The sequence below is a fragment of the Agromyces atrinae genome, from assembly GCF_013407835.1.
In the GTDB taxonomy this organism is placed as follows: domain Bacteria; phylum Actinomycetota; class Actinomycetes; order Actinomycetales; family Microbacteriaceae; genus Agromyces; species Agromyces atrinae.
Window position 1 is genome coordinate 1346170 of record NZ_JACCBI010000001.1, and the last position, 26610, is coordinate 1372779.

Annotated in this window: 23 protein-coding genes, 1 tRNA gene and 1 riboswitch; of the genes, 10 read left to right on the top strand and 14 right to left on the bottom strand. The window is 69.6% G+C overall.

What is annotated here, in order from left to right; all coding sequences use genetic code 11:
* Positions 1 to 14: 14 nt before the first annotated feature.
* The 5 genes from BJ972_RS06470 to sigK form a co-directional block, all read right to left on the bottom strand.
* Positions 15 to 88 (bottom strand) — tRNA-Lys (locus BJ972_RS06470).
* Positions 89 to 138: 50 nt separating this feature from the next.
* Complete coding sequence (locus BJ972_RS06475) at positions 139 to 936, bottom strand: DUF4433 domain-containing protein (protein ID WP_129173005.1); 798 nt, start codon at positions 934 to 936, stop codon at positions 139 to 141.
* 63 nt (positions 937 to 999) lie between these two features.
* Positions 1000 to 2214, bottom strand: a complete 1215-nt coding sequence (locus BJ972_RS06480; protein WP_129173387.1) for a DUF445 domain-containing protein — start codon at positions 2212 to 2214, stop codon at positions 1000 to 1002.
* A 59-nt stretch (positions 2215 to 2273) separates the two neighbouring features.
* Positions 2274 to 3083 carry an anti-sigma factor gene (locus BJ972_RS06485; RefSeq protein WP_129173007.1) on the bottom strand — a complete coding sequence of 270 codons (810 nt, stop codon included), beginning with the start codon at positions 3081 to 3083 and terminating at the stop codon, positions 2274 to 2276.
* Positions 3080 to 3670, bottom strand: coding sequence for an ECF RNA polymerase sigma factor SigK (sigK, locus tag BJ972_RS06490; RefSeq protein ID WP_129173009.1), 591 nt, complete (start codon positions 3668 to 3670; stop codon positions 3080 to 3082). Before sigK ends, BJ972_RS06485 begins: the two co-directional genes overlap by 4 nt.
* A 380-nt stretch (positions 3671 to 4050) precedes the next feature.
* On the opposite strand from sigK, the gene BJ972_RS06495 reads away from it, so the two are divergent.
* On the top strand, positions 4051 to 4707 hold the full coding sequence (locus BJ972_RS06495) for a fasciclin domain-containing protein (protein WP_129173011.1): 657 nt from the start codon (positions 4051 to 4053) through the stop codon (positions 4705 to 4707).
* A gap of 138 nt (positions 4708 to 4845) precedes the next feature.
* On the opposite strand, the gene BJ972_RS06500 is transcribed toward BJ972_RS06495, so the two are convergent.
* Positions 4846 to 5772, bottom strand: a complete 927-nt coding sequence (locus BJ972_RS06500; RefSeq protein ID WP_129173013.1) for an aldose 1-epimerase family protein — start codon at positions 5770 to 5772, stop codon at positions 4846 to 4848.
* Between the two features lie 81 nt (positions 5773 to 5853).
* Here BJ972_RS06500 and BJ972_RS06505 point away from each other — a divergent pair, with 81 nt between their 5' ends.
* Together BJ972_RS06505 and BJ972_RS06510 are read left to right on the top strand one after the other, a co-directional pair.
* Positions 5854 to 6879, top strand: a complete 1026-nt coding sequence (locus BJ972_RS06505) for an NADPH:quinone reductase (protein WP_129173015.1) — start codon at positions 5854 to 5856, stop codon at positions 6877 to 6879.
* 31 nt (positions 6880 to 6910) lie between these two features.
* On the top strand, positions 6911 to 7438 hold the full coding sequence (locus tag BJ972_RS06510; RefSeq protein ID WP_129173017.1) for a hypothetical protein: 528 nt from the start codon (positions 6911 to 6913) through the stop codon (positions 7436 to 7438).
* Positions 7439 to 7449: 11 nt separating this feature from the next.
* On the opposite strand, the gene BJ972_RS06515 is transcribed toward BJ972_RS06510, so the two are convergent.
* On the bottom strand, positions 7450 to 8319 hold the full coding sequence (locus tag BJ972_RS06515; protein ID WP_129173019.1) for a hypothetical protein: 870 nt from the start codon (positions 8317 to 8319) through the stop codon (positions 7450 to 7452).
* A 138-nt stretch (positions 8320 to 8457) separates the two neighbouring features.
* Positions 8458 to 9273, bottom strand: a complete 816-nt coding sequence (locus BJ972_RS06520) for a DeoR/GlpR family DNA-binding transcription regulator (protein ID WP_129173021.1) — start codon at positions 9271 to 9273, stop codon at positions 8458 to 8460.
* Between the two features lie 85 nt (positions 9274 to 9358).
* On the opposite strand from BJ972_RS06520, the gene galT reads away from it, so the two are divergent.
* The gene (gene galT, locus BJ972_RS06525) at positions 9359 to 10513 is read left to right on the top strand and encodes a galactose-1-phosphate uridylyltransferase (RefSeq protein WP_129173024.1); all 1155 of its coding nucleotides are present in this window, start codon (positions 9359 to 9361) and stop codon (positions 10511 to 10513) included.
* On the top strand, positions 10510 to 11664 hold the full coding sequence (gene galK, locus BJ972_RS06530) for a galactokinase (RefSeq protein ID WP_129173026.1): 1155 nt from the start codon (positions 10510 to 10512) through the stop codon (positions 11662 to 11664). Before galT ends, galK begins: the two co-directional genes overlap by 4 nt.
* A 63-nt stretch (positions 11665 to 11727) precedes the next feature.
* On the opposite strand, the gene BJ972_RS06535 is transcribed toward galK, so the two are convergent.
* Positions 11728 to 12756: a serine hydrolase domain-containing protein gene (locus tag BJ972_RS06535; RefSeq protein ID WP_129173028.1), complete on the bottom strand. Its 1029-nt coding sequence runs from the start codon at positions 12754 to 12756 to the stop codon at positions 11728 to 11730.
* Positions 12753 to 13229 carry a YbaK/EbsC family protein gene (locus BJ972_RS06540; RefSeq protein ID WP_129173030.1) on the bottom strand — a complete coding sequence of 159 codons (477 nt, stop codon included), beginning with the start codon at positions 13227 to 13229 and terminating at the stop codon, positions 12753 to 12755. Before BJ972_RS06540 ends, BJ972_RS06535 begins: the two co-directional genes overlap by 4 nt.
* 101 nt (positions 13230 to 13330) lie before the next feature.
* Here BJ972_RS06540 and BJ972_RS06545 point away from each other — a divergent pair, with 101 nt between their 5' ends.
* Positions 13331 to 14593, top strand: coding sequence for an APC family permease (locus tag BJ972_RS06545; RefSeq protein ID WP_241830729.1), 1263 nt, complete (start codon positions 13331 to 13333; stop codon positions 14591 to 14593).
* Positions 14594 to 14602: 9 nt separating this feature from the next.
* Positions 14603 to 15139, top strand: coding sequence for a gamma carbonic anhydrase family protein (locus BJ972_RS06550; RefSeq protein WP_129173032.1), 537 nt, complete (start codon positions 14603 to 14605; stop codon positions 15137 to 15139).
* A 31-nt stretch (positions 15140 to 15170) separates the two neighbouring features.
* Here BJ972_RS06550 and BJ972_RS06555 read toward each other — a convergent pair whose 3' ends face one another.
* The 3 genes from BJ972_RS06555 to glyA form a co-directional block, all read right to left on the bottom strand.
* Entirely contained in the window at positions 15171 to 17114 is a 1944-nt protein-coding gene (locus BJ972_RS06555) for a hypothetical protein (protein ID WP_129173034.1), read from the bottom strand.
* Positions 17115 to 17339: 225 nt separating this feature from the next.
* On the bottom strand, positions 17340 to 18218 hold the full coding sequence (locus BJ972_RS06560) for a bifunctional methylenetetrahydrofolate dehydrogenase/methenyltetrahydrofolate cyclohydrolase (protein WP_129173036.1): 879 nt from the start codon (positions 18216 to 18218) through the stop codon (positions 17340 to 17342).
* A 183-nt stretch (positions 18219 to 18401) separates the two neighbouring features.
* Positions 18402 to 19697 carry a serine hydroxymethyltransferase gene (gene glyA / locus BJ972_RS06565; protein ID WP_129173038.1) on the bottom strand — a complete coding sequence of 432 codons (1296 nt, stop codon included), beginning with the start codon at positions 19695 to 19697 and terminating at the stop codon, positions 18402 to 18404.
* Between the two features lie 61 nt (positions 19698 to 19758).
* Positions 19759 to 19840: riboswitch (ZMP/ZTP riboswitch) on the bottom strand.
* 68 nt (positions 19841 to 19908) lie between these two features.
* Between glyA and BJ972_RS06570 the strand changes: the two genes are divergently transcribed.
* The 3 genes from BJ972_RS06570 (at position 19909) to BJ972_RS06580 (ending at position 25205) form a co-directional block, all read left to right on the top strand.
* A complete protein-coding gene (locus BJ972_RS06570; protein ID WP_129173040.1) occupies positions 19909 to 21384 on the top strand; it encodes a beta-N-acetylhexosaminidase in 1476 nt (491 codons plus the stop codon).
* A gap of 5 nt (positions 21385 to 21389) precedes the next feature.
* Positions 21390 to 22541 (top strand): N-acetylglucosamine-6-phosphate deacetylase, encoded by a 1152-nt coding sequence (nagA, locus tag BJ972_RS06575; protein WP_129173042.1) that lies wholly within the window; start codon positions 21390 to 21392, stop codon positions 22539 to 22541.
* Between the two features lie 345 nt (positions 22542 to 22886).
* A complete protein-coding gene (locus BJ972_RS06580) occupies positions 22887 to 25205 on the top strand; it encodes a sigma-70 family RNA polymerase sigma factor (protein WP_129173044.1) in 2319 nt (772 codons plus the stop codon).
* A 54-nt stretch (positions 25206 to 25259) separates the two neighbouring features.
* Here BJ972_RS06580 and BJ972_RS06585 read toward each other — a convergent pair whose 3' ends face one another.
* On the bottom strand, positions 25260 to 26468 hold the full coding sequence (locus tag BJ972_RS06585) for an MFS transporter (RefSeq protein WP_129173047.1): 1209 nt from the start codon (positions 26466 to 26468) through the stop codon (positions 25260 to 25262).
* Positions 26469 to 26610: the final 142 nt, after the last annotated feature.

Consider the following 26610-nt stretch of genomic DNA (forward strand, 5'->3'; position numbering starts at 1 on the left):
GCTGCCGTGCGCAGTGCCCCCCCAGGGGCTCGAACCCTGGACCCACGGATTAAAAGTCCGTTGCTCTAACCAACTGAGCTAGGGGGGCCAACAACGTCAATCCTGCCAGAAGTGGTCGCAGGACGTGACGCCCGCGTGCTACTCGACCGGGCGGAACCAGGGCGGGTAGACGACGACACGGAGCGAGTGGCCGCTGCCGCGCAGTGCGTCGCGCACGACGTCGCGCACCTTGTCGTTCGCGACGCCGATGACGGTGAACGAGTCGAGCGGCACGGCTTCGTGGATCAGGAGCTCGGCCTCGAGGATCGCATCGGACTCGTCGTCGCCGATGAGGCGTACGAGCAGGCGGCGGGCCTCGTCCTCGCTCGTCGAGACGCGCGCGTCGGGGTCTGCGGCATCGCGGTCGGTCACGACGTAGTCGTCTCCGATACCGGCGATCGCGGCGACGAGCACGACGAAGTCGGTCGCCGACAGTTCGACGGCGGCGTCGGTGAGGCGGGAGTCGCCCTCGTTCGTGCGGATGGCCGCCCACGTGCTGCCGTCGGGCGTCAGGTGGAAGGGCACGAACTCGGCGATCGCACGGCCGTCGGCGATCGTCTGACGGCGCACCTCGCGCTGGAGGCTCGACGAGACGTCGATCGCCGGCGTCGCGGCGTTCGCGGCCGAGACGTCGGCCAGCACACCGCCGGCCTCGAGGATGCCGGCCAGGTTGTCGATGTGCGTGACGTGATAGAGCCGCTGGTCGTTCACACGAACGGGCGGGCGCGCGGGCGCACCGGGGGTGCGGCTCGCGGGACGGGAACGCGGAGTCGAGCTGGCCCCGGGGGCACGGGTCGTGCGAACACGGGCGACCGGTTCAGCCTTGACGGGCTCGGGAGGAGGGAAGCAGATCGCACACAGCCCGTCATCGAACCCGTGGATGCATTCGTCGCCCACGGCAACACCTTTCGATCACGCGGCATCCTCCCGCAGATCGGGAGACCACCCTCCCACGTTAGTTCAGCCGAGCACTGCTCGCAGACCGCTCGCGACGGCGAAGATCGCCAGACCCGCCAACGCGCCCACGACCGTGCCGTTGATCCGGATGAACTGCAGGTCGCGACCGACCTGCAGTTCGAGCTTCTCCGACGTCTCTTGCGGGTCCCACTTCTCGATGGTGTCGGTGATGACGCTCGCGATGTCGCTTAGATGATTCGCGACCAGATAGCACGCGGCATCCGTTGCCCACGCGTCGATCTTCGCGGCGAGCGTCGCGTCGGTGCGGAGCCGTTCCCCGATGTCGCCGAGTGCCCGCACGATGCCTCGGCGGAGGTCGCTGTCGGGGTCGGTGAGCGAAGCGTCGAGCGTCTCGGAGACCGCGGCCCACGCCTCGACGGCGAACTCGTGAACGCGCGGGCTCGCCGAGACGTCGGACTTGAGCTTCTCGACGCGCTCGATCGTGGCGTCGTCGTTCTGCAGGTCGGTGAAGAGTCCGTCGAGATAGCGGTCGGCCGCGAGCCGGAGGGGATGTTCGGGATCGGCGCGAACCGCTGCCACGAACCGCAGCGCCTCGCGATACGCCCGATCGTCGACGAGCTTGTCGACGACCCGCGGCACCCAGCGCGGCAGACGATTCGAGACGGATTCACCGAAGGCCTCGGGGTGCGCCTCGAGCCAGCGCTCGAGAGTGTCGAGGCCGGCGTCGATGAGGGGCGTCTGCTGCCCGGCCACGAGCATCCGCTCGCCCAACCGGCCGAGCGTCGGCGCCCACTCCGGTTCGAGGAGGTGACGGCGGGCGAGCTTCTCGACCAGCGCCTGGACGTCGGAGTCGTCGAGGAGGGAGAGCACGCCGCCGAGTGCCGTCGCGGCTTCGCGCGAGACTCGCTCGGCGTTCTCGGGACGGCGGAGCCAGTCACCGAGTCCGCGAGCGATGCCGATCGATTCGAGCTTCTGCCGCACGACGGCGTCCGACAGGAACTCCGTCTCGACGAACGTTCCGAGCGTGCGACCGATCTCGTTCTTCCTGCGCGGGATGATCGCCGTATGCGGGATCTTCAGACCGAGCGGATGACGGAAGAGAGCGGTCACCGCGAACCAGTCGGCGAGGGCACCCACCATCGCGCCCTCGGCTGCCGCGCGGACATATGCCCAACCCGGCATGCTCGGCTCGAGAGCGAAGGCCAGCACGAAGATCGCTGTCGCGACGAAGAACAATCCCGTGGCAAGTCGCTTCATCGTGCGCAGCGCGGCCGCACGGTCGGCGTCTGCCTCCGTGAGCAGCGCGCCGCGGAGGGTCACGTCTGGACGACGACGATCGGGTCGGTGGTGGGAGCGGGCGAACCGCCCTCGGGCTCGACGGTGACGCCGATCGCGGGCGATCCGGAGTTCTCACCCTCGAGCACGCGCCAGGTGGAGCCGTCGTCGCCGGGCTCGAACGTTCCGGCTGGCACTGCTCCCGAGTCGTCGATGAACCAGAGTTCGTACGTCTGACCGTCGGCGGGCTGGGGCATGCCCTCGACCATGACCGCGGCGCGACCGAGTTCGGCCGACCACAGCACGGTGACCTCTCCGCCGCCGGCGACCTCGCTCGTGAACGTCGTCGCGTCGGCAGCGGCCTGGATGCTCGTCAGCTCGTGCTGCGCACCCCAACCGGTCGGGCCGGGCCAGTTGACTCCGACGATCGATCCGGCGATCGCTGCGACCGAGGCTGCAGCGAGGCCGAGAACGGCTCCCGGGGAACGGAACCAGCGTCGCTTCGCCTCGGACTCGGCTCGTCCCGGCGCACGCGGTGCGGGCTCGGCCACCGGCTCGACGACGGGCGCTGACTCGGAGGAGACGTTCGACGCGTCATCCCCCTGCGGCGCGAGCTGCGGAAGGCCCTGGATCTTCGCGAAGATGTCGGCCTTGAGCGAGGGCGGAGGCGTGACGGCGTCGAGTCCTCCGAGGAGGGCGGCCGTGTCGGCGAAGCCCGCGGCCTCGGCCCGAAGCTCGTCCGACGAGGCGAGAGCGAGCTCGAAGCGCTCCTTCTCCTCGGCGCTCAGCGCGTCGAGAGAGTAGGCGCCACTCAGACCGTCGTCTCCATCGTTCCTGCGTACGTCGTTCATGCCGTCACCCCCAACGCGTCTCTCAGTCGAATCATTCCGTCACGGATTCTCGTCTTGACCGTGCCGAGCGGCACGCTCAGTTGTGTCGCGATCTCACTCTGCGTGAGTCCGCCGTAGTAGGCCAGCGATATCGCCTGCCTCTGCATATCGGTCAGCTCGCCGAGCGCTCGCTGAACGCGTTCGTGCTCGACCTTGATCTCTGCGGCCTCGGACACCGAGTCGATGGGCGCCTCGAGGTCGCGGATTCCGATCGTCATGTCGCGGACCCGCGAGGCCTGAGCCGAGCGGATGCGGTCGACGGCGCGGCGGTGCGCGAGCGTGAAGAGCCACGACAACGCGCTGCCCTTCTCGGCGGCGAACCGCGGGGCCGTCTGCCAGATTTCGAGGAACACTTCCTGAGTCACCTCCTCCGCTTGCGATTGGTCGATAAGCAATCGTCGTACCAAGCCGAAGATACGAGCTGCGACTTGGTCGTACAGTTCGCTGAAAGCCGCCTGGTCGCCGCCGGCGACCCGCTGTAGGAGGATCTCGATCGGCGCCCGGACGGGAACATCGTGATCGGTCTCTCGTGACACGAGTTCCAGCATGTCAGGTATTCGTGCTGATCACGGTTTCGGATTGGCCGAGTCGCAACATTTTCCGCGTCATCCGGTTCGTAATTCAGGCGCACCATCGTGTCGAGCCCCGAATTCCCCACTCGAGAGGGCGACACGCCGCGCACCGACCTGAATTGCGAACGGGCAGACGGGGCAAATGGTGCGCGCGGCGAGGGGAGCCGAGCGACAGGCGGCAGCCGGGGCACCGAGAATTCGCCCTCCGCATAAGAGAGGTGCGTGACGCCCCGCGACGCCGTGTGACGAAAAAAGTTTGGCCGATTTCCCATCCGCTCGCCCAGCCGCTCCGAAACCCCATCACAGGCCCCGAACGGGCCGCGGCCGCAGCGGCCGTTCACCACAAGGAGAATCCCATGCGTATCAAGTCCCGCACCACGTTCGCAGCCCTCTCGATCGCCGCCATCGCGGCCCTCGGCCTCGCCGGCTGTTCCTCGACCGCTTCCACCGAGTCGGAAGACACCATGTCGCCGTCGATGGAGGCCAGCCCCTCGGAGACCACCGAGGCGATGGACCCGGCAGCCGACCTCGTCGGCTCGGGCTGCGCCGCCTACGCCGAAGCCGTGCCGGATGGCGCCGGATCGGTCGAGGGCATGTCGCTCGACCCCGTCGCGACCGCCGCGTCGAACAACCCGCTCCTGACGACCCTCGTCGCAGCGGTCTCCGGTCAGCTGAACCCTGACGTCAACCTCGTCGACACGCTGAACGGCTCGGAGTTCACCGTCTTCGCTCCGGTCGATGACGCGTTCGCCAAGATCGACCCTGCGACCATCGAGTCGCTCAAGACCGACTCGGCCACGCTGACCAAGATCCTCACGTACCACGTGGTCCCCGGCCAGATCGCTCCCGCTGACATCGACGGCGAGCAGACCACGGTCGAGGGTGGCACCGTGACCGTCACCGGTAGCGGCGACGACATCATGGTCAACGACGCCAAGGTCATCTGCGGTGGCGTGAAGACCGCCAACGCGACCGTGTACCTCATCGACTCGGTCCTCATGCCCACCATGTGAGCTGAGTAACACACTGAGGCTAGGGCCCTTCCTTCGGGAGGGGCCCTTCTTCATGCCCGAACGGCCGGACGTCCCCGGTCGTCGTGCCCGAACGGATGACGCGCGCGGGCGTCATCCGTTCGCTTCGTCGTTCCCCGCTCAGGCGGGGGCGAACCCGTCGAAACGGATCGCCCACTTCACTTCGAGGCGCTCCCCCGGCGCCAGGCGCACGAGCCCACGCTCGGAGTTGAAGGCGTCGGCGGGAGCGGTCATGGGTTCGATGGCGACGGCGAGCTCGTGGCCCGGGTAGGCGCGACTCGTGAACACCTGGACGTAGCCGAAGCGGTCGTCGGCCTCGATCGCGACGCTCCGGCCGTCGGGCGCGGTGAGCGAATGGCGAGACGTTCCGTCTTCGATCGTCACCTCGCCCCAGGCGTCGTCGAGCGTCAGATCACCGACGCGCGCGCCGTCGCGCAGGTCGTAGGGCGTGCCGTCGACGGGCACCTCCGCGATCGGGAGCTTCCGCTCGTCGAGCTCGAACCGGCTCGCCGCACCGACTCGGAGGGTCAGATCGGCCGTCGGCACGTCGCCGATCGACAGGTACGGGTGAGCGCCGATCGCGACGGGGGCGGTGTCGTCGCCGACGTTCTCGATGTAGTGGCTGACCTCGAGGCCGTCGCTCACGAGTTCGTAGTGCACGGCGGTGTCGAGGAGGAACGGGTAGCCGGGCTGCGGGTACACGGTCGCCGCGAGCGTCACCGAGTCGGCCTCGCGGGCGATGGCCGTGTAAGCCGTGTAGCGGAGGAGCCCGTGGATGGCGTTGCCGAGAGCCGGTTCGGTGAGGGCCAGCTGCTGCGTCGCTCCGTCGTGCTGCCACCGGCCGTCGCGGATGCGGTTCGGCCACGGAACGAGCACGATGCCGGAGCCCTGCGGCGGGCGCTGGTCGTCGGCGAAGCCGGGCACGAGGTCGACCTCGTCGATGCTGAGATGACGGATGCCTGCGGCGACGGCGGTGATCACGGCGCGGAGCTCGCCGCTCGCGGTCGCCGTTCGGAGCTCGAACTGCTCCCCGGTCGGATGATTCATGACGACAAGCCTAGTGACGCGCGGCGGGCCCGCCGGGGGTGCGCGGGGAATGCCGCGCGCGCCACGACGTTGGCTTTGAGTATGAGAGCGATCGTGTACTCCACCACCGGTGATTCGTCCGTGCTGTCCCTCGTCGAGCGCGAGGTGGCCGAACCGGGGCCCGGTGAGGTGCGCGTGAAGATCGTCGTCTCGGGCGTGAACCCCACCGATTGGAAGGCGCGCGCCTCCGATCGCGGCGGGCTGCCCTTCGCCGAGATCGTGCCGAACCAGGATGGCGCGGGAATCGTCGACGCCGTCGGCGACGGGGTCACCTCGCCGCGCGTCGGCGACCACGTCTGGGTGTACCTCGCAGCCCACGAGCGGCCGACCGGCACCGCGCAGGAGTTCTCCGTGCTCCCGGCGTCGCGCACCGTTCCGCTGCCGGAGGGCATCGGGTTCGACCTCGCCGCGAGTCTCGGCGTGCCCGCCATGACGGCGCACCGAGCGCTCACGGTTCACCAGAGCGGGCCCGCTCGACTCGCACCCGGTGCGCTCGACGGGCGCACCGTCCTCGTCGCCGGTGGCGCCGGCGCCGTCGGTCACGCAGCCGTGCAGCTCGCGGTGTGGGCCGGCGCCACGGTCATCGCGTCGGTGAGCAGCGACGAGAAGGAGGCGCTCGTACGCGCAGCAGGCGCGCACCACGTCGTGCGCTACCCCGATGACGAGCTCGCCGCACGCATTCGCGAGATCGCCCCCGACGGTGTCGACCACGTCGTCGAGGTCTCCCCCACGGCGAACGCGGCGCTCGACGTCGAGGTGCTCGCGAACCACGGTTCGATCGCGTACTACGCGAACAATGGCGGCGACGACTTCACGGCGCCGATCGTCGCGAGCTTCGCGAAGAACGCCCGCTGGCAGGGCCTGCTGCTCTACACGGTCGGCGAGGACGCCCTGCACGCCGCCGCCGAGGACGTCACCGCGGCAGTCGCCGACGGCGCGCTCCCCGTGGGTGTCGACGCGGGCCTGCCGCTGACCTGGTTCGCCCTCGCCGACACCGCCGCAGCGCACGACGCGGTCGAGTCGGGCGTCACGGGCAAGGTGCTCATCCGCGTCAGCGACGACAGCTGATCCGTTCTCGCCGACCTGCCAGAATCGAGCAATGGCTTTCTGGAATGGTCGCACCGTCCGAACGATCGGAGTCCTCGCCGCCGCGCTGACGCTCGGCGCGTGCTCCACGGCAGACGTCGAGGCGGCCCCGACGGCGCCCGCGCTGACCTCGGAGGCGCCGTCCGCGACGCCGAGCCCCGAACCCGAACCCGAAGCCGAACCCGAGGCCTCGAGCGCCACCGACGGCTTCCTCGCCTGGCTCGACGCCTCGCGCCTGCCCGATGCCGACGACGCGTGCGCTCGGATGACTCCCGAACTCGCGGAGAAGATGATCGCCGAGCTCAACGCGAGCTGGGGGTCGTCGGTCGACAGTTGCGACGAGATGATCGTCGCGACGGCGGAGCTCTACCGATCACTCGACCAGAGCGCCGAGGTCGATATCGCGGTGCAGGAGGAGACGGCGACCGACGCGACCCTGTTCGTCACCTACGTGCAGTCGGGCGATTGCGGCACCGTCGTGATGACGCGTGGAAGCGAAGCCTGGATCCTCACCGAGCTGTCGCAGGAGTGCGCCGTCTGACGTCGTCCGCGTCATCCCGCCGAGGGTGCGCGCCGTTCGAAGCGTTGCACCCGACTCGAGCCGACCTCACGGAGGCCCGCGAGATTCAGGGCATGGATGACGGCATCGGGCAGTCTCGGCAGCTCGGGCGCCACCTCGCGCGGTACTCGGGCCAGCCCGCTGATGAGTGACACTCGCCGGCCATCGATCGTCTCGACGACGAGGCGCGCGTACTCGCTCTCGCGGCGGTAACGGAGCGAGGCGATGTCGGCGAGAAGGATGTCGAATCCGTCATCCATCCCCTCGATGACGAGGCGCGCGTCCGCGACGCGGACGACCACGTCGCGCGTGCGCCTGCGCACGACGGCGTAGAACCCGATCGCGACGGGCACGCCGATCAGGAGGGCCAGCGCGATGATCGCGAAACGAGGTCCCGACCAGGCGACGACGACGTCGAACGCGATGAGGATGCCCGCGACGGCGACGCCGAGCGGCACGACGAGAATCACGAGGATGCCGGCGAGCGTGCTCATGCGGAGCGGCACGACCGCGATGGCGAGCTGCCACTCTCCCTTCTCGCGCACCCAGCGCCGCGGTGTGCGGGTTACGGGGGCGCGCCGGCTCTCTGCGGTCAGCCTGCTGAGGAGCGCGAGCCACACCCACGCGACGCCGGGGAGCGCGGCGAACCATGCGAAGAGCGCCGCACCGGCGAGCGGTTCGGGCAGAGCCTCGAGGTTCGAACCGGCACCGCTCATCGTGAGCGCGACGAGCACGACGGTGGGCACGAGCACGACGGCGAGGTGCACGAGCGTTCCGCGCACGGGCGGTTCGATCGCGAGCAGTCGCCCGGCGACGGCCGCTCCGCAGAGCCATCCCGAGAGGAGGGAGAGCACGAACGGCACGAAGTCCTGCCCGATCCCGCGAGGAACGAGGGCAGGGAGAGGGCCGCGCAGAGAGCGGACCAGACGAGCGGGTTGCCGACGAGTCGACGCGCGAGCGAGCGCTTCGGCGGGGCATCGAGTGTCATGTCGCCCGCCAGATTAGCGCGGAGCGGACTGCAGCACCTCGAGGCCGACGGCGCGGAGTTCGTCGACGATCACGGCGGGTGCTCGGTCGTCGGTGATGAGCGAGTCGAACTCCTCGACCGGCGCGATGCGCGCGAGGTGCGCCTCGCCGAGCTTCGACCCGTCGGCGACGATCACGGATCGCGCGGCGCGGCGCATCATGAGCTCCTTGACCGCTGCCTCGGGAAGGTTCGCGTTGGTCACTCCGGCGTCGACATCGACGCCGTTGCAGCCGATGAAGGCGATGTCCGCGTGCACGTCGCGCAGCACCGAGTCGGCGAGCGGGTGCACGAGCGAGTGCTGTCGGGGGCGAAGGGCGCCCCCCGTCACGATGACGGTGAAGCGCGGGATCTCGGCCTCGAGTTCGAGCGCGATGCTGAGACCGTTGGTGAAGACGACGAGGTCGTCGAGATCGGCGCGTGCCCGCAGTGCGCGCGCGACCTGCAGCGTCGTCGTTCCGACGTCGAGGATGACGCTCTGCCCGCTCTGCACGAGGGAGGCGGCGAGCTGACCGATCTCGGCTTTCGGCACCACCGACGAGGCGAGTGCCTCCTCGAACGACGGCTCGCGCTCGGGGCGACCGCCGCCCTCTCCCGCGCCGATGGGAACGGCGCCACCGTGCACGCGGCGGATCTCACCCGCACGTTCGAGGGCATCGAGGTCGGCGCGCGCCGTGACGTCGGTGACGCCGAACGACTCGGCGAGTTCTCGCACGCGCACGAACCCGCGTTCGGTGACGAGCGCGAGGGCGAGCTCGCGCCGTCGGAGCGCGGTCGGGGCGTCGTCAACCATTCCGCGATCCTCTCCCGAAACCGCTCACTTTGCAATTAGCAAACGAGTTGTTTCGAAAACGAAAGCCGATTACAGTGGGCGTGCCATGACCGAAGACACCGCGCCCGCGTCATCCCCCGCCCCCGCCGATTTCGTCGCCGACGACCGCATCCGTCGCCAGAGCAACCTGCTCGCCGACGGCCGCGAGATCATCTACTTCGACGACGCCGACACGACGCTCGCCGCCGAGCGCGCTCTCGATTCGCGCGATCTCGACCCGCGCCCCGCGACGGCGCGCATGCGTCAGGACGTGCTCACGGGCGACTGGATCTCGATCGCCGCCTCGCGCCAGAACCGTGTGTTCCTGCCGCCCGCGAACCTCGACCCGCTCGCTCCGCAGTCGCCCGACAACCCCTCCGAGATCCCGAGCCTGTACGACGTCGCGGTCTTCGAGAACCGCTCGCCGTCGTTCGGCCCCGACCTGACGGGCGCGCTCTCGCTCGACGAGCTGCGCACCATCGGTCTCGAGCGCACGGCCCCCTCGGTCGGCCGCTGCGAGGTCGTGTGCTTCAGCCCCGAGCACGAGGGCTCGTTCGGCACCCAGTCGGTCTCTCGCGCGCGCACGGTCATCGAGGCATGGGCCGAGCGCACCGCCGCCCTCTCGGCGATCCCCGGCATCCAGCAGGTGTTCCCCTTCGAGAACCGCGGCGAGGCGATCGGCGTGACGCTCCACCACCCGCACGGCCAGATCTACTCGTACCCCTACGTCACGCCGCGCACCGAGCGTCTCCTCGCCTCGATCGACGCCTACGGGCCGACGCTCTTCGCCGACATCCTCGCCGCCGAGCAGGCCGGGCCCCGCCTCCTCCTCAAGGGCGAGCACTGGAGCGCCTACGTGCCCTTCGCCGCGCGCTGGCCCATCGAGATCCACATGCTGCCGCACCGGCACATCCCCGACCTCGCCGCGACGACCCTCGAGGAGCGCGACGAGCTCTCGCACCTCTACTTGAAGCTGCTGCGCGGCGTCGACGCACTGTACGACACCCCCACGCCCTACATCGCGGCGTGGCACCAGGCCCCCGTCACCGAACGCCGTGACGACGTGCGCCTGATGTTCCAGCTCACGAGCCCGCGGCGCGCCGCCGACAGGCTCAAGTTCCTCGCCGGTTCGGAAGCCGCCATGGGCGCCTGGATCGGCGATGTACCTCCGGAATCCGCGGCGAACGCGCTGCGGGAAGCAATCGAAAGGGCCGACGGATGACCGCATCGAGCGTCTCACAGGAATTCGAGAAGCACGTCGGGCACCCGCCCCTCGGCGTCTGGTCGGCGCCCGGTCGCGTCAACCTGATCGGCGAGCACACCGACTACAACGAAGGCTTCGTCTTCCCCTTCGCGATCGACCGTCGCACCGAGGTCGCCCTGGGCCTTCGCTCCGATCGCGTCATCCGCGTCGCGACGGCGTTCTCGCCCGAGGTCGTCGAGATCGCGATCGACGACCTCTCCCCCGACGCCGTCGAGGGTTGGTCGGCGTACCCGCTCGGCGTGGCCTGGGCGCTCGGCGAGTTCGGTGCCGACCTCTCGGGAGTTCCCGGGGTCGACCTGTACATCGACTCGAAGGTACCGGTCGGCGCGGGCCTCTCGTCGTCGGCGGCGATCGAGAGCTCGGTCGCCCTCGCGCTCGACGAGGTCTGGGGTCTCGGTCTCTCTCGCGAGACGCTCGCCCGCGTCGGGCAGCTCGCCGAGAATCGGGCCGTCGGCGCCCCCACGGGCATCATGGACCAGTCGGCGTCGCTCCTCGCGCACGCCGACGCCGGGGTCTTCCTCGACTGCCGCTCGCTCGATGCCGAGGTCATCCCCCTCGGTTTCGCGCCGGCCGACCTCGCCGTGCTGATCGTCGACACGCACGTCGAGCACGCCCACGCGACCGGGGGCTACGCCGCACGCCGCGCCTCGTGCGAAGCCGGCGCTCGCGCTCTCGGCGTCGACTCGCTCCGCGACCTCGACATCGACGACCTGCCGCGGGCCGAGGCCGAGCTCGACGATGAGACGTTCCGCCGGGTGCGCCACATCATCACCGAGAACCAGCGCGTGCTCGACACGGTGCGGACTCTCCGTCTCGAGGGCCCGGGTGCGATCGGCGCCCTCCTCGACGCGTCGCACGTCTCGATGCGCGACGACTTCGAGATCTCCGTTCCGCAGCTCGACCTCGCCGTCGAGACCGCTCAGGCCGAGGGCGCCGTCGGCGCCCGCATGACGGGCGGCGGATTCGGCGGCGCGGCCATCGCACTCGTCGCCGTCGACCGCGTCGACGCGATCGCCGCTGCCGTGCACGAGGCCTTCGCCGCAGCGGGCTACCGCGCACCCACGACGTTCACCGTCTCGCCGTCGGAGGGCGCACGCCGCGACGTGTGAGCGACAGACACAAGCGCCCCGATCTGGATTCCGGGTCGGGGCGCCGTCGTCTCACCGAGCGGCTCAGCCGCCGACGGGCCCGTAGTCTCCGTCGGGTCCGCCGAAGAGTTCGCCGGCGACGCGCAGCGGCTGCCACGCCCCGTCTTCCGTGTTCGAGAGCACCACGACATCGACGCCCGTCGCACCGAAGTGCACGAGCGCGCCGCTCGCCCCGGCGTTGATGCCCTCCTTGAAGAAGGTGCGCCCGTGGAACTCGAGCCCGTACGCGTTCCACAGCCGTTCGTCGTGCTGCACGGCCGGAGTGAGGAAGAGCTCGGTCGATGCCGCCGAGAGGAGCTCGCCGGCGCGCACGGCGTCGAGGAAGCGGAGGAGGTCGCGCGCGGTCACGTGCGCCCCGCCGTCGGGTGACCCGATCGGCGGGTAGCTGTAGATGTTCGACACCCACCGCCCGTCGTCGTCGCGATCACCGCCCTCCGCGACATCCGGTTCGGCGTCGCGCCGATCGAAGAAGCCCGAGCGTTCCATGCCTGCCCGTCCGAACACCTCGCGCACGGCGTACTCGCGGTAGCGCTCCCCCGTCGCGCGCTCGAGCGCGAGCCCCGCGAGGATGTAGCCGACGTTGCAGTAGCGGCACTGCTCACCCGGTGCCGCGTTCGGCTCCTTGTACGCGAACTGCGGCAGGAAGTCAGCGGTCTCCATGATCGAGTAGTTGGGCTTGTCGACGAACAGCTCGGCGTAGTCCTCGCCGGCCTCTTCGTCGGCGTCGTCGGCGATGCCGCTCGTGTGGGTCAGGAGGTGCCGCAGCGTCACGTCCCGGCTGATCGTCGTGCCGTCGAGATCGACGTAGTCGTGGATCGACGCGTCGAGGTCGAGCGCGCCGGCGTCGACCTGCTGCAGCACGGCGACGCTCGTGAAGAGCTTCGTGATCGAAGCCGTGTCGAACCGGGTGTCGAGCGTGTTCGGAACCGACCAGCGTTCGGAGGCGAGTCCGCGAGCGGTGGCGAGCACCTCCTCGCCGTCCTTCCGCACGAGCACGACCCCCGAGAAGTCCCCGCCGTCGAGTTCGGCGACGAGGCGGGTGATGTCGGTCATGCCGAGCCTCCGTCGACGGGGCTCACGGTGCCGCCCGTGATGCGCACGAGGTCGTCGAAGGTGATCGGGAACACCGTCTTCGCGTGCCCGGCGGCTGCCCAGACGACGTCGTGGTCGGCGAGGCTCGCGTCGATGATCGTGCGCACCGGGGCCGGATGCCCGACGGGCGCGACGCCGCCGATGACCTGGCCCGTCGCCTCCTTGACGAGCTCCTTCGTCGCGCGGCCGAACGTGCCGCCGAGCCGCTCGCCGAGGAAGGCCGTGTCGACGCGGTGGGCGCCCGAGGTGAGCACGAGGATCGGCTCGCCGTCGAAGGTGAAGACGAGCGAGTTCGCGATCTGGGCGACGTCGACGCCGATCGCTTCCGCGGCGAGCGCGGCGGTCGTCGCGGCGCCATCGAGCCAGACGACCTCGGGCTCGAGGCCCGCCTCGCGAAGGGATGCGACGACGGTATCGACGGCGGGATGCGACATGGGGCTCCTCGGGGACGCGATCGGCGGGATTCCCCACCAGGGTAGCGATCGAGGGGATGCCGCGTCGCGAAGCGTTCTCCCCGGCCGAGTAGAGTTCGCGCGTGCAGACGAACGACGAGCCCGGTCTCCGCCGTCGCCTCGGCGTAGCCGGGTCGGTCGCGATCGGCCTCGCCGCGATGATCGGCTCGGGTGTGTTCGTCGTCTTCGCCCCGGCTGCTGCGGCGGCGGGAGACGGACTACTCCTCGGCCTCGGCCTCGCCGCCCTCATCGCGTTCTGCAACGCGACGTCCACCGCGGCCCTCGCCGCCCGTTCGCCGCACGCCGGCGGGGCGTACGTCTTCGGCCGCGAACGTCTGGGCGACTGGTGGGGCTACGCGGCGGGGTGGAGCTTCCTCGTCGGCAAGACGGCGAGCTGCGCGGCGATGGCGCTCGTCTTCGCGGCGTACGTCGCCCCCGCGGGCACCGAACGCCTCATCGCGGCTCTCGCCGCGGCCGTCGTCGCCTGCGTGAGCATCGCGGGCATCACCCGCACGCGTGCCGTGGCGAGCGTGCTCGTCGCGATCGTGCTCGGCATCCTGCTCGTCGTCATCCTGTCGCCGTTCGCCGCGGGTCCGCCCCTCCTGCCGCCCGTCGACATCGGCGACGCGGGTCTCTACGGGGTCCTCCAGTCGGCGGGGCTGCTCTTCTTCGCCTTCGCGGGCTACGCGCGCATCGCGACCCTCGGCGAGGAGGTGCGTCGCCCCGCGCAGACGATCCCGACGGCGATCGTCATCTCGTTCGCGGTCGCCCTGACGGTCTACGCCCTCGTCGCCGTCGCCGCGCTCTCGACGCTCGGTGCGGCGCGCCTCGCCGACTCGACGGCGCCGCTCGCCGACGTCGTCTCTCGGAACGGCTGGTCGTGGGCCGTTCCCCTCGTCACCATTGGTGCCGCCATCGCGACCCTCGGTGCCCTGCTCGCGCTCATCCCCGGCATCGGGCGCACGAGCCTCGCGATGGCGCGCACGGGCGACCTCCCCCACGGGCTCGCGCGCATCGACGGCCGATTCGGCACGCCGGCGCGAGCGGAGGCCCTCGTCGCCGCCCTCGTGATCGTCGTCGTCCTCGTCGCCGACGTGCGCGGCGTCATCGGGTTCTCGTCGTTCGGCGTGCTGCTCTACTACCTCGTCGCGAACCTCTCCGCGCTGCGGATGACGCCGGGCGAGCGACTCTATCCGCGAGCGTTCGCGCTCGTCGGCGCCGCGGGCTGCGTCGTACTCGTCGCGACCCTTCCCCTCGCGTCCGTGCTCGCCGGAACGGCCGTGCTCGCGATCGGACTCGTCATCCGACTCCTCACGGTCTCGGGACGGCGGAGGCGCGCTCACTAGGCTGGCTGCATGAGCGCCGACCCGTCAGCCCGCATCATCACCCTCGCCGGAATCCCGGCGCCCGCCCTCGACGAGACCGCGTTCGTCGCGGCCGGTGCCGTCATCGTCGGCGACGTACGGCTCGGTCGCGGCTCGAGCGTCTGGTACAACGCCGTGCTGCGCGCCGAAGCCGAACCGATCGTCATCGGCGAGGACTCGAACCTGCAGGACACGGTCGTCTGCCACGTCGACGCCGGGTTCCCCCTCGTGCTCGGGCGCGCCGTATCGGTCGGCCACGGAGCGGTGCTGCACGGATGCGTCGTCGAGGACGAGAGCCTCATCGGCATGGGCGCCCGAGTGCTGAACGGCGCGGTGATCGGTCGCGGGTCGCTCGTCGCCGCCGGCGCCGTCGTGCTCGAGGGCACGATCGTGCCGCCGGGCTCACTCGTCGCGGGCGTTCCCGCGAAGATTCGCCGACAGCTCACGGATGACGAGCAGGACGGCATCCGTCGGAATGCCGCCGCCTATCTCGATCACGTCGCCGAGCACACCGCTCCCGTCGACTGAGGTCAGGAACGAACCCCGACCAGATCACACTTCAGGTCTTTTTGTTGGTGAGGTGTCGGCCGATGTACCCGATGTAAACCATTTGACTCCGATCAGCATCATCGAAGTAGTGCATCCGCGGAGCAAACGTATCGCGATGGGTCGGCTTGAAATGCGCACCCATCAGCACCTTTCCGGACGCGTCAACGTCTGTTGGAACGGGTAGGACCCTTTCCTCGCGCCAGCTTCGATTAGTGAGGACACTTTCACTTTCTGTGCCGGCATGGCGATCGGGTGAACACTTGTGACCGTCCATTCGATCATCAGAGAGATATACGTGGACGCCTCCTGCTACCCCACCTTCAGCCCTAACGCCTACGTAGTCGTAGAGGACATGAACGTAGTCCCACAGTGCTGCCGCATACCGTCCGTGCGGGTCCCGCTTATCAATGTCCAGAGCTGCTCCAATATCCCCCGTAAACATGACTCTGTCGAGCGCAACGTGCTGGTGTTCTCCTGGGGTGATACGTGCGACTAGTTCCTCGACTGATGTCGGTGGCTGCCATTCGACCGCCTCACGGGCTACATGCGTCTCCTCGGCCCGGTCAGCCAAGACGAGGTTGCGACGAAGTACTTGCGTCTCGCGCGCAGACTCTCGAAGATCCGCGGTGACTAGTGCTAGTTCAAGATCGAGTTCCTCCAACCTTGCATGTGCAGCGCGAAGTTCGGCTTCGAGTCGAAGCTGAAGATCGGCTGCTTCGTCAAGCTGCTGCTCCGCGACTTCCGCTTCACTACTTTTCACAGTGAGAAGCGCATCGAGTTCATCGAGATCATCTGGCGACCACGAGTCGCGCGAAAACCACCTTCTGATCATCGAACGCAGTTTGGACTTCAAAAGCTCAACAGCGCCAGTCGCTGTCTCGGGAGGAGGTTTAACAGTGTGCTCTGAAGAGACATTCGCTTCATCCCGCGGAGCTTGATGCGAGGAGACGCTTGGACGCCCTGCGGCCAACGCCGCATCAACGTCGCGCGAACTTCCGATGGATGTCGCGACAATTCGACCGACCTTAGATGCGCGTTCTTGAGCAACTGCCGCCTTACGAAGCAGGTCAACACCACGCCGAATATCTGCAGGCAAATCTTGCTCGACGAGCCTCCTGCGCCCGGCTGCCGCGTGGTACTTCGTGAGTGCTCTAGCAACCCGAGTACCCTCGACGGCTCTGGCAAGCGATGCAGGTCCGAGGAATCGGTGACGCACCCCATCGTCGGGATCGTCCAGTTCAACCCGTGGCGCAAATGTCCTCACGGTCCCAGGCCGCACCTCATGACTGGCCGGTAACTCGTCTGCGAGCTGAGACATTCCATCTGCAAGTACGACAAAAATCGATGCAACGCCAACGCTCTGTTTTGTGAGCGACTCGATTGTTCGGGTCCACGCAGAGTCAGTATCTCGACCGAGAGATCCCGCGACGATCACCGCCGAAGAGCGATCTTGATCGGCGATCGCAGAAAGCACTTCCCCGACTTCATCACGATGGATGGTCCGCGGCTTTCCAGTAAGCCGAGTGAATCCGTCCCAAGCGTCAACGGTCTCGAGAAGCGCTGTCACGACTCTCGGAGGGTCGACCCGGTCGACGGCGCTTGATGGGTCGATCCCCTCGATCGAGACATCTATGACGAGACTCTGACGCTTTCGATCGTGCGCGTGCGGCAACGAGAGCGCATAGATCGACACCACGAATGTACCCGCAGCATTTGTCTCTTCTAGCTGATACAAGCGACGAAAACTGGAATCTTCGGCGCGATCCACATGGGTCACTGAGAGCCGAGCCGCGGGACCGAACTCGGTGACGCCAACCCCCTCCCAATCAACGCGAGGCAGCCCATTTCGGCCGCGCGACTTCTCTTTGAGCCACGCACGAAGATGCTCTTCAGCAATAGAAACCGCATCGGCACGATCATCGAGTCTCAGGACTGACCGATATCCGACAGCCATTACATATGCCCAGATACAGATCGCAGTGAACGGTAGACAGGTTGAAGAAGCAATCGGGTAAACCGCTGGTGCGAGACGCGCGTTTTAGCGCGTGATGTAGTCAACGTGTACACGAACATGCCACCGACGATATCCACTAGCAAGATTCAAATGCGCGGCGATTGGCCCTCAATTCCCGAATTGGGGGCGGCGGGCCACACTGGTGGGCGTTGTCGACGGCCTCTCTCAGGCGCGCAGTTCGGCAGCCTTGACGACGTTCGAGAGCAGCATGGCACGCGTCATCGGTCCGACTCCGCCGGGGTTCGGCGACAGGTGACCAGCGACCTCTGCGACGAGCGGGTCGATGTCGCCCGTGAGGCGGCCCTTGCCCGTCTCGGGGTCTTCGACGCGAGTGATGCCGACGTCGAGCACGGCGGCGCCCGGCTTCACCCAGTCGGGCTTCACGAGGTGGGCGACACCGACGGCCGCGACGACGATGTCGGCGCGACGCACCTCGGCGGCGAGATCGACGGTGCGCGAGTGGGTGAGCGTGACGGTCGCGTCGAGGCCCTTGCGCGTGAAGAGCAGACCGAGCGGGCGACCGACGGTGAGGCCTCGGCCGATGACGGTGACGTGGCGGCCGCTGATCGGCACGTCGTAGCGCTGCAGCATCTCGACGATGCCCGCGGGCGTGCACGGCAGCGGCGAGTGCAGTTCGCCCTCGATACCGAGCACGAGACGCCCGAGGTTCGTGGGGTGCAGGCCGTCGGCGTCCTTGTCGGGGTCGATGAGTTCGAGCATCGCGTTCTCGTCGTGACCGGCGGGCAGCGGCAGCTGCACGATGTAGCCGGTCACCTCGGGAGCACTGTTGAGGTCGGCGATCGCGGCGCGCACGTCGGCGCTCGTCGCGGTCGCGGGCAGGTCGACGCGGATGGACTCGATGCCCACCTCGGCGCAGTCGCGGTGCTTACCGGCGACGTAGGAGCGCGATCCCGGGTCGTCGCCGACGAGGAGGGTGCCGAGTCCCGGCACGATGCCCTTCGAGCGGAGCGCGCTGATGCGCTCGGCGAGTTCGGACTTCACGGCGCGCGCGGTGGCGACGCCGTCGAGGGTGATCGCGGTCATGGCGACTCCTGAGGTGTGGGGGTACGAGGTACGAGCGGGGTGCGGATACGGAGATTCGCGGCGACGCGCCGATCGACGGATGACGCGACGCGGCGTGTCGCGCGAGATCTCCGTATCCGTCGACAGGGAGGGGTGTCGGTGTCGGCCCGTCAGCGCGTGACGGGCCGACACCGGCGAGGCGGCTTACGCGAAGCGCGTCGCGCCGACCTGCGAGAGGCCCGGGTAGAGCGGGAAGCGCTCGGTGAGGGCGCTCACGCGCTCGCGGAGAGCGCCGGTGTCGGCACCGGGCTTAAGCGCCTCGGCGATGACGTCGGCGACCTCGACGAACTCGGCGTCGCCGAAGCCGCGCGTCGCGAGGGCGGGCGTGCCGATGCGGAGGCCCGAGGTCACCATCGGCGGGCGCGGGTCGAAGGGAACCGCGTTGCGGTTGACGGTGATGAGCGCCTCGTGCAGCACGTCTTCGGCCTGCTGACCGTCGAGCGGCGAGTTGCGGAGGTCGGCGAGCACGAGGTGCACGTCGGTGCCGCCCGTCAGAACGTCGACGCCCGCTGCGCGCGAGTCATCGGCGGTGAGGCGGTCGGCGAGGATCTGCGCACCGCGGATGGTGCGGGCCTGACGGTCGGCGAACTCCTCGGTCGCGGCGATCTTGAACGCGGTCGCCTTGGCGGCGATGACGTGCATGAGCGGCCCGCCCTGCTGGCCCGGGAAGACATTCGAGTTGAGCTTCTTGGCGAGCTCGGTGTCGCGCGAGACGATGAAGCCCGAGCGCGGGCCGCCGATGGTCTTGTGCACGGTCGACGAGACGACGTCGGCGTGGGGAACGGGCGACGGGTGCAGGCCTGCGGCGACGAGTCCCGCGAAGTGCGCCATGTCGACCCAGAGCTTCGCGCCGACCTCGTCGGCGATCGCGCGGAACGCGGCGAAGTCGAGGTGACGGGGGTACGCCGACCAACCGGCGATGATGACCTGCGGGCGGTGCTCGAGGGCCTTGTCGCGCACGACGTTCATGTCGACGAGGAAGGTCTCGGGGTCGACGCCGTACGACACGGCGTTGTAGAGCTTGCCCGAGAAGTTGAGCTTCATGCCGTGGGTGAGGTGACCGCCGTGGGCGAGCTCGAGGCCGAGGATCGTGTCGCCCGGCGTGGCGATCGCCGAGAGCACGGCGGCGTTTGCGGTCGCACCGGAGTGCGGCTGGACGTTCGCGTACTCGGCGCCGAAGAGGCTCTTGGCGCGCTCGATCGCGAGCGACTCGGCCACGTCGACGTACTCGCAGCCGCCGTAGTAACGGCGACCCGGGTAGCCCTCGGCGTACTTGTTGGTGAGCACGGAGCCCTGCGACTCAAGCACGGAGACGGGGACGAAGTTCTCGCTCGCGATCATCTCGAGGTAGTCGCGCTGGCGGCCGAGCTCCTGCTGGAGGACGGCGGCGATCTCGGGGTCGACGAGCTCGAGGGATTGGTTGAAGACGGATTCGGTCAAGACTGGCTCCTAGGGTGACGCGGAAACGATGAGTACTGCCCGTCGCTCGCGCGGGGGCATCCGTTCCGGCCCAGGCGAGCGGTCGGATCCGAGCCAGTCGCTCCCCGATGGTGTCCATCTCAACGCCAGTCGCGACCCGCACAGCATAGCAAGATCGTCGATGCCCGCGCGGACGATTGCCCACTGTAAGGATTCCTGACATACTCGGCGGATGCCCTCCGTCATCCCGGCCCCCGCCCGCGCGACCGATCGAGAAGCCGCCGCGTTCGAGTTCGGCGCGACCGGCCGGATCGTCGCCGACGAGACCGCGCGCGGCGTCGCCGAACTCCTCGCTGCCGACGTCGAACTGAGGATCGGTCGTCGGCTCGACATCGTGACGGATGACGCCGGCCCGGCCGATCTCGAGCTCCGCATCGAGCCGTTCCCCTCGGCGAGCGTCGAGGCCCACCGCCTCCAGGTGTCGACCGCGGGAGCCCGCCTCACGGCGACCACGGCCGAAGGCCTCTACCGCGGCACCCGCACGATCCTGCAGCTGCTCGGCACCGACGGCACGATCGCCGCGACGCTCATCGAGGACGAACCGCGCTTCGCCTACCGAGGCGTCATGCTCGACGTCGCCCGCCACTTCTTCTCGGTCGACGACGTCACGCGTTACATCGAGGCGATCGCCCTGCTGAAGTTCAACCACCTGCATCTCCACCTCACCGACGACCAGGGCTGGCGCCTCGAGATCGACTCGCGCCCCGAACTCACCCGTCGAGGAAGTACGACCTCCGTCGGCGGCCACGGCGGCGGCCACTACACGCACGACGACTACCGCGCCATCATCGACTTCGCCGCCGCCCGCTTCATCACGGTCGTGCCCGAGATCGACGTGCCCGGCCACACGAACGCGGCGCTGCACTCCTACCCCGAGCTGACTCCCGACGGCATCGCCCCCGAGCCGTACGAGGGGATCGAGGTCGGCTTCAGTTCGCTCGACGCGGCCCGCCCGGAGACGTACGCCTTCCTCGAGGACGTCATCGGCGAGGTCGCGGCGCTCACCCCCGGCCCCTACCTCCACCTCGGCGGCGACGAATCGCTCTCGACGCCCGCCGACGAGTACGCGACCCTCATCGCCCGAGCGACGAGCATCGGCGCGGCGACGGGCAAGACGATCATCGGCTGGCACGAGATGGGCGCGAGCGATGCTCTGCCGCGCGGCACCGTCGGCCAGTACTGGAGCTTCACGAAACCGCAGGATGACTCGGCGGAGCGCACCCGCACCTTCGCCCGAAACGGCGGACGCGTCGTCCTCTCCCCCGCCGACGTCGCCTATCTCGACATGCGCTATCCGGGCGAGGCCACGGGGCCGGACGGGCGCGTGCTCGGCCTCGAGTGGGCCGAGGGCGCGACGTCACTCGTCGACGCCTACGGGTGGGAACCGACGTCGATCGTCGACGGCATCGGCGAAGCCGACATCCTCGGGGTCGAGGCGCCGCTCTGGACGGAGACGGCACGACACATCGACGACGTCACCTTCCTCGCGTTCCCGCGCGCTGCGGCGATCGCCGAGATCGCCTGGTCGCCGCGAGCGGTGCGCGACATCGACGACTTCACCCGGCGACTCCCCGCGTTCACCGGCCTGCTCGACGAACGCGGAGTGCGCCATCATGCCGCCGCCGCGGAGCACCGATCGGTATCGTGACGGGTATGCCCCCGTCGACGATCATCCACTCCGCGCGAATCGTCTCGAACGGATCGGTCACCGACGACGGCTGGGTCAGGTTCGACGGCGATCGCCTCTCGGCGCGCGGGGTCGGGCGCAGCTGGGAGGCGCGACCGGGCGACGAGGTCGTGGATGCCGGTGGTCGGCACCTCACCCCCGGATTCATCGACATCCACGTGCACGGTGGTGGCGGGGCCGCGTTCGACGACGGCGCGGACGCGATCGCCCGGGCGCTCGCAATGCACCGACGGCACGGCACGACCCGCGCCGTGATCTCGCTCGTGACGGCACCGATCGAGGCGCTCGAGCGCCGCGTCGCCGAGATCGCCGCCCTCACGCGTCGGGATGACGCGGTCCTCGGTTCGCACCTCGAAGGCCCGTTCCTCGCCGACTCGCATCGCGGGGCGCACGATCCGGCGCTCCTCCACTCCCCCGACCAGGCCTCGATCGAGCGGCTCCTCGAAGCCGCCGACGGCACGCTGACCCAGGTGACGCTCGCCCCCGAGCTGCCGGGCGCCCTCGACGCGACGAGGTCCCTCGTCGCCGCCGGTTCCCGCGTCGCCGTGGGCCATACGGGCGCGAGTGCCGACGAGGCACGCGCCGCGTTCGACGTCGGCGCGACGATCCTCACCCATGCGTTCAACGGCATGCGCGGAATCCACCATCGCGCACCGGGCCCCGTGACGGCCGCCCTCGCGACCGATGGCATCACCCTCGAGATCATCGATGACGGTGTGCACGTGCACGCGGACGTCGTGAACCTGGCATTCACCGCGGCACCGGGCCGCATCGCCCTCGTGTCGGATGCGATGGCCGCAGCGGGAGCGGCCGACGGCCCCTATGACCTCGGTTCGCTCCGCGTCAGCGTCACCGACGGTGTCGCCCGACTCGTCGACGGAGGCGCGATCGCCGGTTCGACCCTCACGCTCGGCGTCGCCGTGCGGAATGCGATCGCCCACGGCATCCCCCTTGCGACGGCGGTCGCGGCGGCGAGCATCGTGCCGGCGCGCGCGATCGGGCGCGGCGACGAACTCGGCGCTCTCGAGGTCGGGTATGCGGCCGACGCCGTGCTGCTCGACGACGATCTCGAGGCGGTCCGCGTGTGGTCGGCCGGGGATTCCGTGTTCGCCGTCTGAGAAACCTCAGGGGAGACCGGGCCGGACGCGTGTTCCCCTTCGCGTCCGGCGCCCGGTCCCGTTGCCCGCTCGAATTCCCCCGAGGTCAAGCGGGCGCGCAGCGTTCGGGTCGCTGACTCACGGGCCGCCACTGCCGCCCGATGCGACGACAGATAGGGCTCTCGACACATCGGACGGCCGGGGGCGATCGGCGGCCCTTCACCTGAAGAGAGCAGGAAGTGAGAGAATGATGACGCGGGTTCGCAGACTTTTTTCGGATTCTTCCGACAGGATCTTCCGGGTGCCGCGTCATAGCGCAGGCCGATCCCGCTCTCTCACGTTAAGACCACGACAGAAGGAGACCGCATGACCATGCCACTGCAGCCTCCCGTCGAGGGTCTCTCCGACGCGGATCTCATCTCTGCATCGCGCTCGGGCGACAACAGCGCGTATGCCGAACTCTGGCGCCGTCACTCCCGCGCAGCACGAACCGTCGCTCGCTCGTTCTCGAGCCTCGACCCCGACGACCTCGTCGCCGAAGCCTTCCTGCGCGTGCTCCAGGCGCTCCAGTCCGGCAAGGGTCCGAACGGTGCGTTCCGCCCCTATCTCTTCACGACGCTGAGGAACACGGCCGCGAGCTGGGGCCGGGCATCGCGCGAGACGGCCCTCGACACCCTCGAGTCCTTCGAAGACCCCGACTCGAACGAACAGGCGACGCTCGACGCGCTCGACCGCTCGATCACGGCTCAGGCCTTCCGCTCGCTCCCCACGCGGTGGCAGGAGGTGCTCTGGTACAGCGAAGTCGAGCAGATGACTCCGCAAGAGATCGCACCTCTCGTCGGTATGACGGCGAACAGCACGGCCGCTCTCGCCTACCGTGCGCGCGAAGGACTGCGCCAGGCGTGGATTCGAGCCCACCTCGGCAACCCCGGCAATTCCGACGAATGCCGCTGGACGATCGAGCGGCTCGGTGCCTACACACGCGACAAGCTCGGGCCACGCGACACGAAGCGCGTCGACCAGCACCTCGACAACTGCGCCAAGTGCACGATCGTCGCCTCGGAGGCGCGCGAGACCGGCTCTCGTCTCGCCCTCGTGCTCCTGCCTCTCGCAGCCGGCATCGGAGGCGCGACGGCGTACACCGCGTGGCTGCAGACCGCAGCGCCTGCCGCCCAGCTCGCGGCAGCCGCGATGCCGGCGATCATCTCCGACAGTGTCACGGCGACGACGGCGAGCGCGCTGTCGTCGGGCGGCTCGGTCGGCGCCTCGGCGGGTGGCGGAGCCGGCGGTTCCTCCGCGGGCGCGGCTTCCGTCGCGAGCGCCACGACCGCGGGCGCCGGCGGTGCAGCCGTCGGCGGAGGCCTCGGAGTCGGCGCCCTCGTCGGCATGGCCGCCGGTGGAATCGCGATCGCCGCGAGCGTCGCGGCGGCCGTCGTGCTCGGTCCCTCACTCTTCGACGCCGGTTCGGCCGGTCTGGCGGCCCTCGCGCCGGGCGCCGGCGCACCCGCCGTGGTCGAGCCCGCCGAACTCACGCCGGGCCCGGGAGCGATCGTGCCCGCGCCCACCGCGAAGCCGACCCCGAAGGCCACACCGAAGGCCTCGCCCACGCCGCCGCCCGCGGCGGAAGAGACGCCGGCCCCCGTCGAGGCCGCTCCCGCGCCGGCGCAGGAGCCCGAGGCGACGCCCGAGCCCGTGCCCACCGACGAACCCGAGGTCGGGCCCGAGCCGACCACTCCTCCCGAGCCGAGCCCCGAACCCACGCTTCCGCCGGAGCCGACTCCCGAGCCGACGACTCCGCCCGAGCCCACCACTCCTCCGACGCCGAACCCGACGCCCACGCCCACGCCCACGCCGACCCCGACTCCCGACCCCGAGCCGGAGCCCGAACCGGTCGCTCCCGTCACCATCGGAAGCGTCGAGTCGGGCGGAGGCCTGTACTTCCCGACGCTGACCGGCACGGGAGAGCCCGGCTCCGTCATCGAGGTGCGTCTCTCCGATTCGGCGATCGCGGCGGCCGACGTCTCCTCCGCGGGCACATGGTCGGTGACCGTGACCGACCTCGCCCCCGGAACATGGTCGCTCGAAGCCGTCCAGCTCGACGGCCGCGAGGTCACCTCACGCTCGACCGCGTCATCCGTTACGCTCGCCGCACCGCCATCGCTCTCGGTGACGAGGATCGGCGACATCGTGGCCCTCGTAACCCTCTCGGGTCAGCCGAACGCGCGCGTCGTCGTCGCGAGCGCGACGGGCGACGAGTGGGTGCGCGTCCTCGATGGCTCGGGCACGGCTTCCGAGATGTACGTGAGCCTGAGCGACCTCGACATCACGGTCACCGCGCGCTACAGCGACGGCACCTCCGCCGGACCGGCGACGTCGGGCTCGATCCCTGTGCCGCTCTTCGCGCTCGCTGCTCCTGCCCCGGCCGTGACGGAGAGCGAGCCCGCTGCTCCGGCCCCGGAACCCGCGCCCGCCCCCGAGCAGCCGGCCGATCCTGCGCCCGCGCCGAGCGAGACGCCCGCGCCGATCGAAGGGCCCGCGCCGACGGATGACGCCGTCGTGCGCCCCGCCGAGACGAACGAGACCGATCCGCCCGTCGTGACCGACGAGACCGGCGATGAGCCGCCCGTCGCCGAGGTCCCCGCAGCGGGCGATCCGGTCGAGACCGCCGAGTCGATCACGCCGTAGGCTCCGCCCGTCGATCGACGCCGCCCGCGGCATCCGTTCTCTCGATCGCCGCGCCTACGACCGCGCGCGAGTGCGGCGGAGCGAGACGACGAGGATGACGGCGACGGCGAAGAGGGCCGCGTAGACGACCGAGATCCACTCGATGCCGATCGTGTCGAAGAGCACGGCTCCGAGGAAGGCGCCTCCGCCGATGCCGATGTTGAACGCGGTCGTGTAGTACGCGCTCGCGACGTCGCGGATCTCGGGCGACGCGGCGTGCAGCAGTCGCGTCTGCAGGAGCGGCGGCACGGCGCCGAAGGCGACGCCCCAGACGAAGAACGCGACGAGGGCGACGAGGGGTGCGCCCGCGAAGAGCGACGTCGCGAGGGCTCCAGCGCCCGCGACGGTGAGGGCGAGCACGAGGCCGCCCGTCGGACGACGCCCGAGGAGCGAGCCCGCGGCGACGAGGCCGACCGCCCCGGCGAGTCCGTACGCGAACAAGAGCGGTCCGACGAGCGACGACTCGACGCCGACGACGACCGTGAGCAGCGGCACGACGTAGGTGTAGAGCGCATAGTGGCCGATCATCGTGATCGCGGTGACGACGCACACGATGAGGACGGCACCGAGGGTGCGGTCGCGCCCTCGTGCCTTGTGGGCGGCCTGCTCGGCGGCCGAGGGGCGCTCGACGTGCGGGAGGAAGCGCCAGAGCAGCACGGCCCCGAGGAGCGTGAGCACGGCGACCGCGCCGAAGACCGTGCGCCATCCGACGAGCTGGCCGACCGTCGTCGAGAGGGGCACGCCGAGCACGAGGGCGAGGGTGCCGCCGCCGACGGTGATCGCCACGGCGCGACCGATCTGCTCTCGCGGAACGAGCGAACCGGCGTACGCGGCGACGAGGGCCCAGAAGAGCCCGTGCGCGATCCCGCCGACGACACGAGCGGCGACGACGAGCGGGTACGTGGGCGCGATCGCCGTGAGCGCCGTCGCGATACCGAGCACGGCGACCACTCCGACGAGTAGACGGTGGCGCGGCCAGCGTCGCGTGAGCGCCGTGAGCGGTGCGGCCGTGAGCACGACGGTGAGCGCGAAGAACGTGACGAGCAAGCCGATCGCGGGTTCGCTCACGCCAAGGTCGGCGCTCATCTCGGGCAGGAGGCCCGTCGGGAGCATCTCGGCGGTGATCGAGAGGAAGACGCCCGCCGAGAGCACGAGCAGCGCGGTCCACGGGAAGCGGGCTGCAGTCGCAGGTGTCGCGAGCGACGAAGAAGGAGAAGAAGTCATGGATCGAGGGATTCCCGACGGCGTTCCCCGCGCGGGCTGAGCCTCAGATCGCGGGTCGACTACGCGCTCGTGTGCGCGTCCAGGGCCGCACGAGACGCACGACCGTCACCGATTCTACCCGCCCTCTCGTCTCGGCGTCACG

Excerpts from the sequence above, each read along its gene's own strand:
- BJ972_RS06550 (WP_129173032.1), top strand. The coding sequence starts at position 14,603 with ATGAGCGCCGACCCGTCAGCCCGCATCATCACCCTCGCCGGAATCCCG.
- BJ972_RS06535 (WP_129173028.1), bottom strand. The coding sequence starts at position 12,756 with ATGACCGACATCACCCGCCTCGTCGCCGAACTCGACGGCGGGGACTTC.
- BJ972_RS06570 (WP_129173040.1), top strand. The coding sequence starts at position 19,909 with ATGCCCTCCGTCATCCCGGCCCCCGCCCGCGCGACCGATCGAGAAGCC.
- galK (WP_129173026.1), top strand. The coding sequence starts at position 10,510 with ATGACCGCATCGAGCGTCTCACAGGAATTCGAGAAGCACGTCGGGCAC.
- BJ972_RS06505 (WP_129173015.1), top strand. The coding sequence starts at position 5,854 with ATGAGAGCGATCGTGTACTCCACCACCGGTGATTCGTCCGTGCTGTCC.
- BJ972_RS06540 (WP_129173030.1), bottom strand. The coding sequence starts at position 13,229 with ATGTCGCATCCCGCCGTCGATACCGTCGTCGCATCCCTTCGCGAGGCG.
- BJ972_RS06500 (WP_129173013.1), bottom strand. The coding sequence starts at position 5,772 with ATGAATCATCCGACCGGGGAGCAGTTCGAGCTCCGAACGGCGACCGCG.
- BJ972_RS06520 (WP_129173021.1), bottom strand. The coding sequence starts at position 9,273 with ATGGTTGACGACGCCCCGACCGCGCTCCGACGGCGCGAGCTCGCCCTC.
- BJ972_RS06485 (WP_129173007.1), bottom strand. The coding sequence starts at position 3,083 with ATGAACGACGTACGCAGGAACGATGGAGACGACGGTCTGAGTGGCGCC.
- BJ972_RS06580 (WP_129173044.1), top strand. The coding sequence starts at position 22,887 with ATGACCATGCCACTGCAGCCTCCCGTCGAGGGTCTCTCCGACGCGGAT.
- BJ972_RS06560 (WP_129173036.1), bottom strand. The coding sequence starts at position 18,218 with ATGACCGCGATCACCCTCGACGGCGTCGCCACCGCGCGCGCCGTGAAG.
- BJ972_RS06585 (WP_129173047.1), bottom strand. The coding sequence starts at position 26,468 with ATGACTTCTTCTCCTTCTTCGTCGCTCGCGACACCTGCGACTGCAGCC.
- BJ972_RS06480 (WP_129173387.1), bottom strand. The coding sequence starts at position 2,214 with ATGAAGCGACTTGCCACGGGATTGTTCTTCGTCGCGACAGCGATCTTC.
- BJ972_RS06495 (WP_129173011.1), top strand. The coding sequence starts at position 4,051 with ATGCGTATCAAGTCCCGCACCACGTTCGCAGCCCTCTCGATCGCCGCC.
- BJ972_RS06510 (WP_129173017.1), top strand. The coding sequence starts at position 6,911 with ATGGCTTTCTGGAATGGTCGCACCGTCCGAACGATCGGAGTCCTCGCC.
- nagA (WP_129173042.1), top strand. The coding sequence starts at position 21,390 with ATGCCCCCGTCGACGATCATCCACTCCGCGCGAATCGTCTCGAACGGA.
- sigK (WP_129173009.1), bottom strand. The coding sequence starts at position 3,670 with ATGCTGGAACTCGTGTCACGAGAGACCGATCACGATGTTCCCGTCCGG.
- BJ972_RS06555 (WP_129173034.1), bottom strand. The coding sequence starts at position 17,114 with ATGGCTGTCGGATATCGGTCAGTCCTGAGACTCGATGATCGTGCCGAT.
- galT (WP_129173024.1), top strand. The coding sequence starts at position 9,359 with ATGACCGAAGACACCGCGCCCGCGTCATCCCCCGCCCCCGCCGATTTC.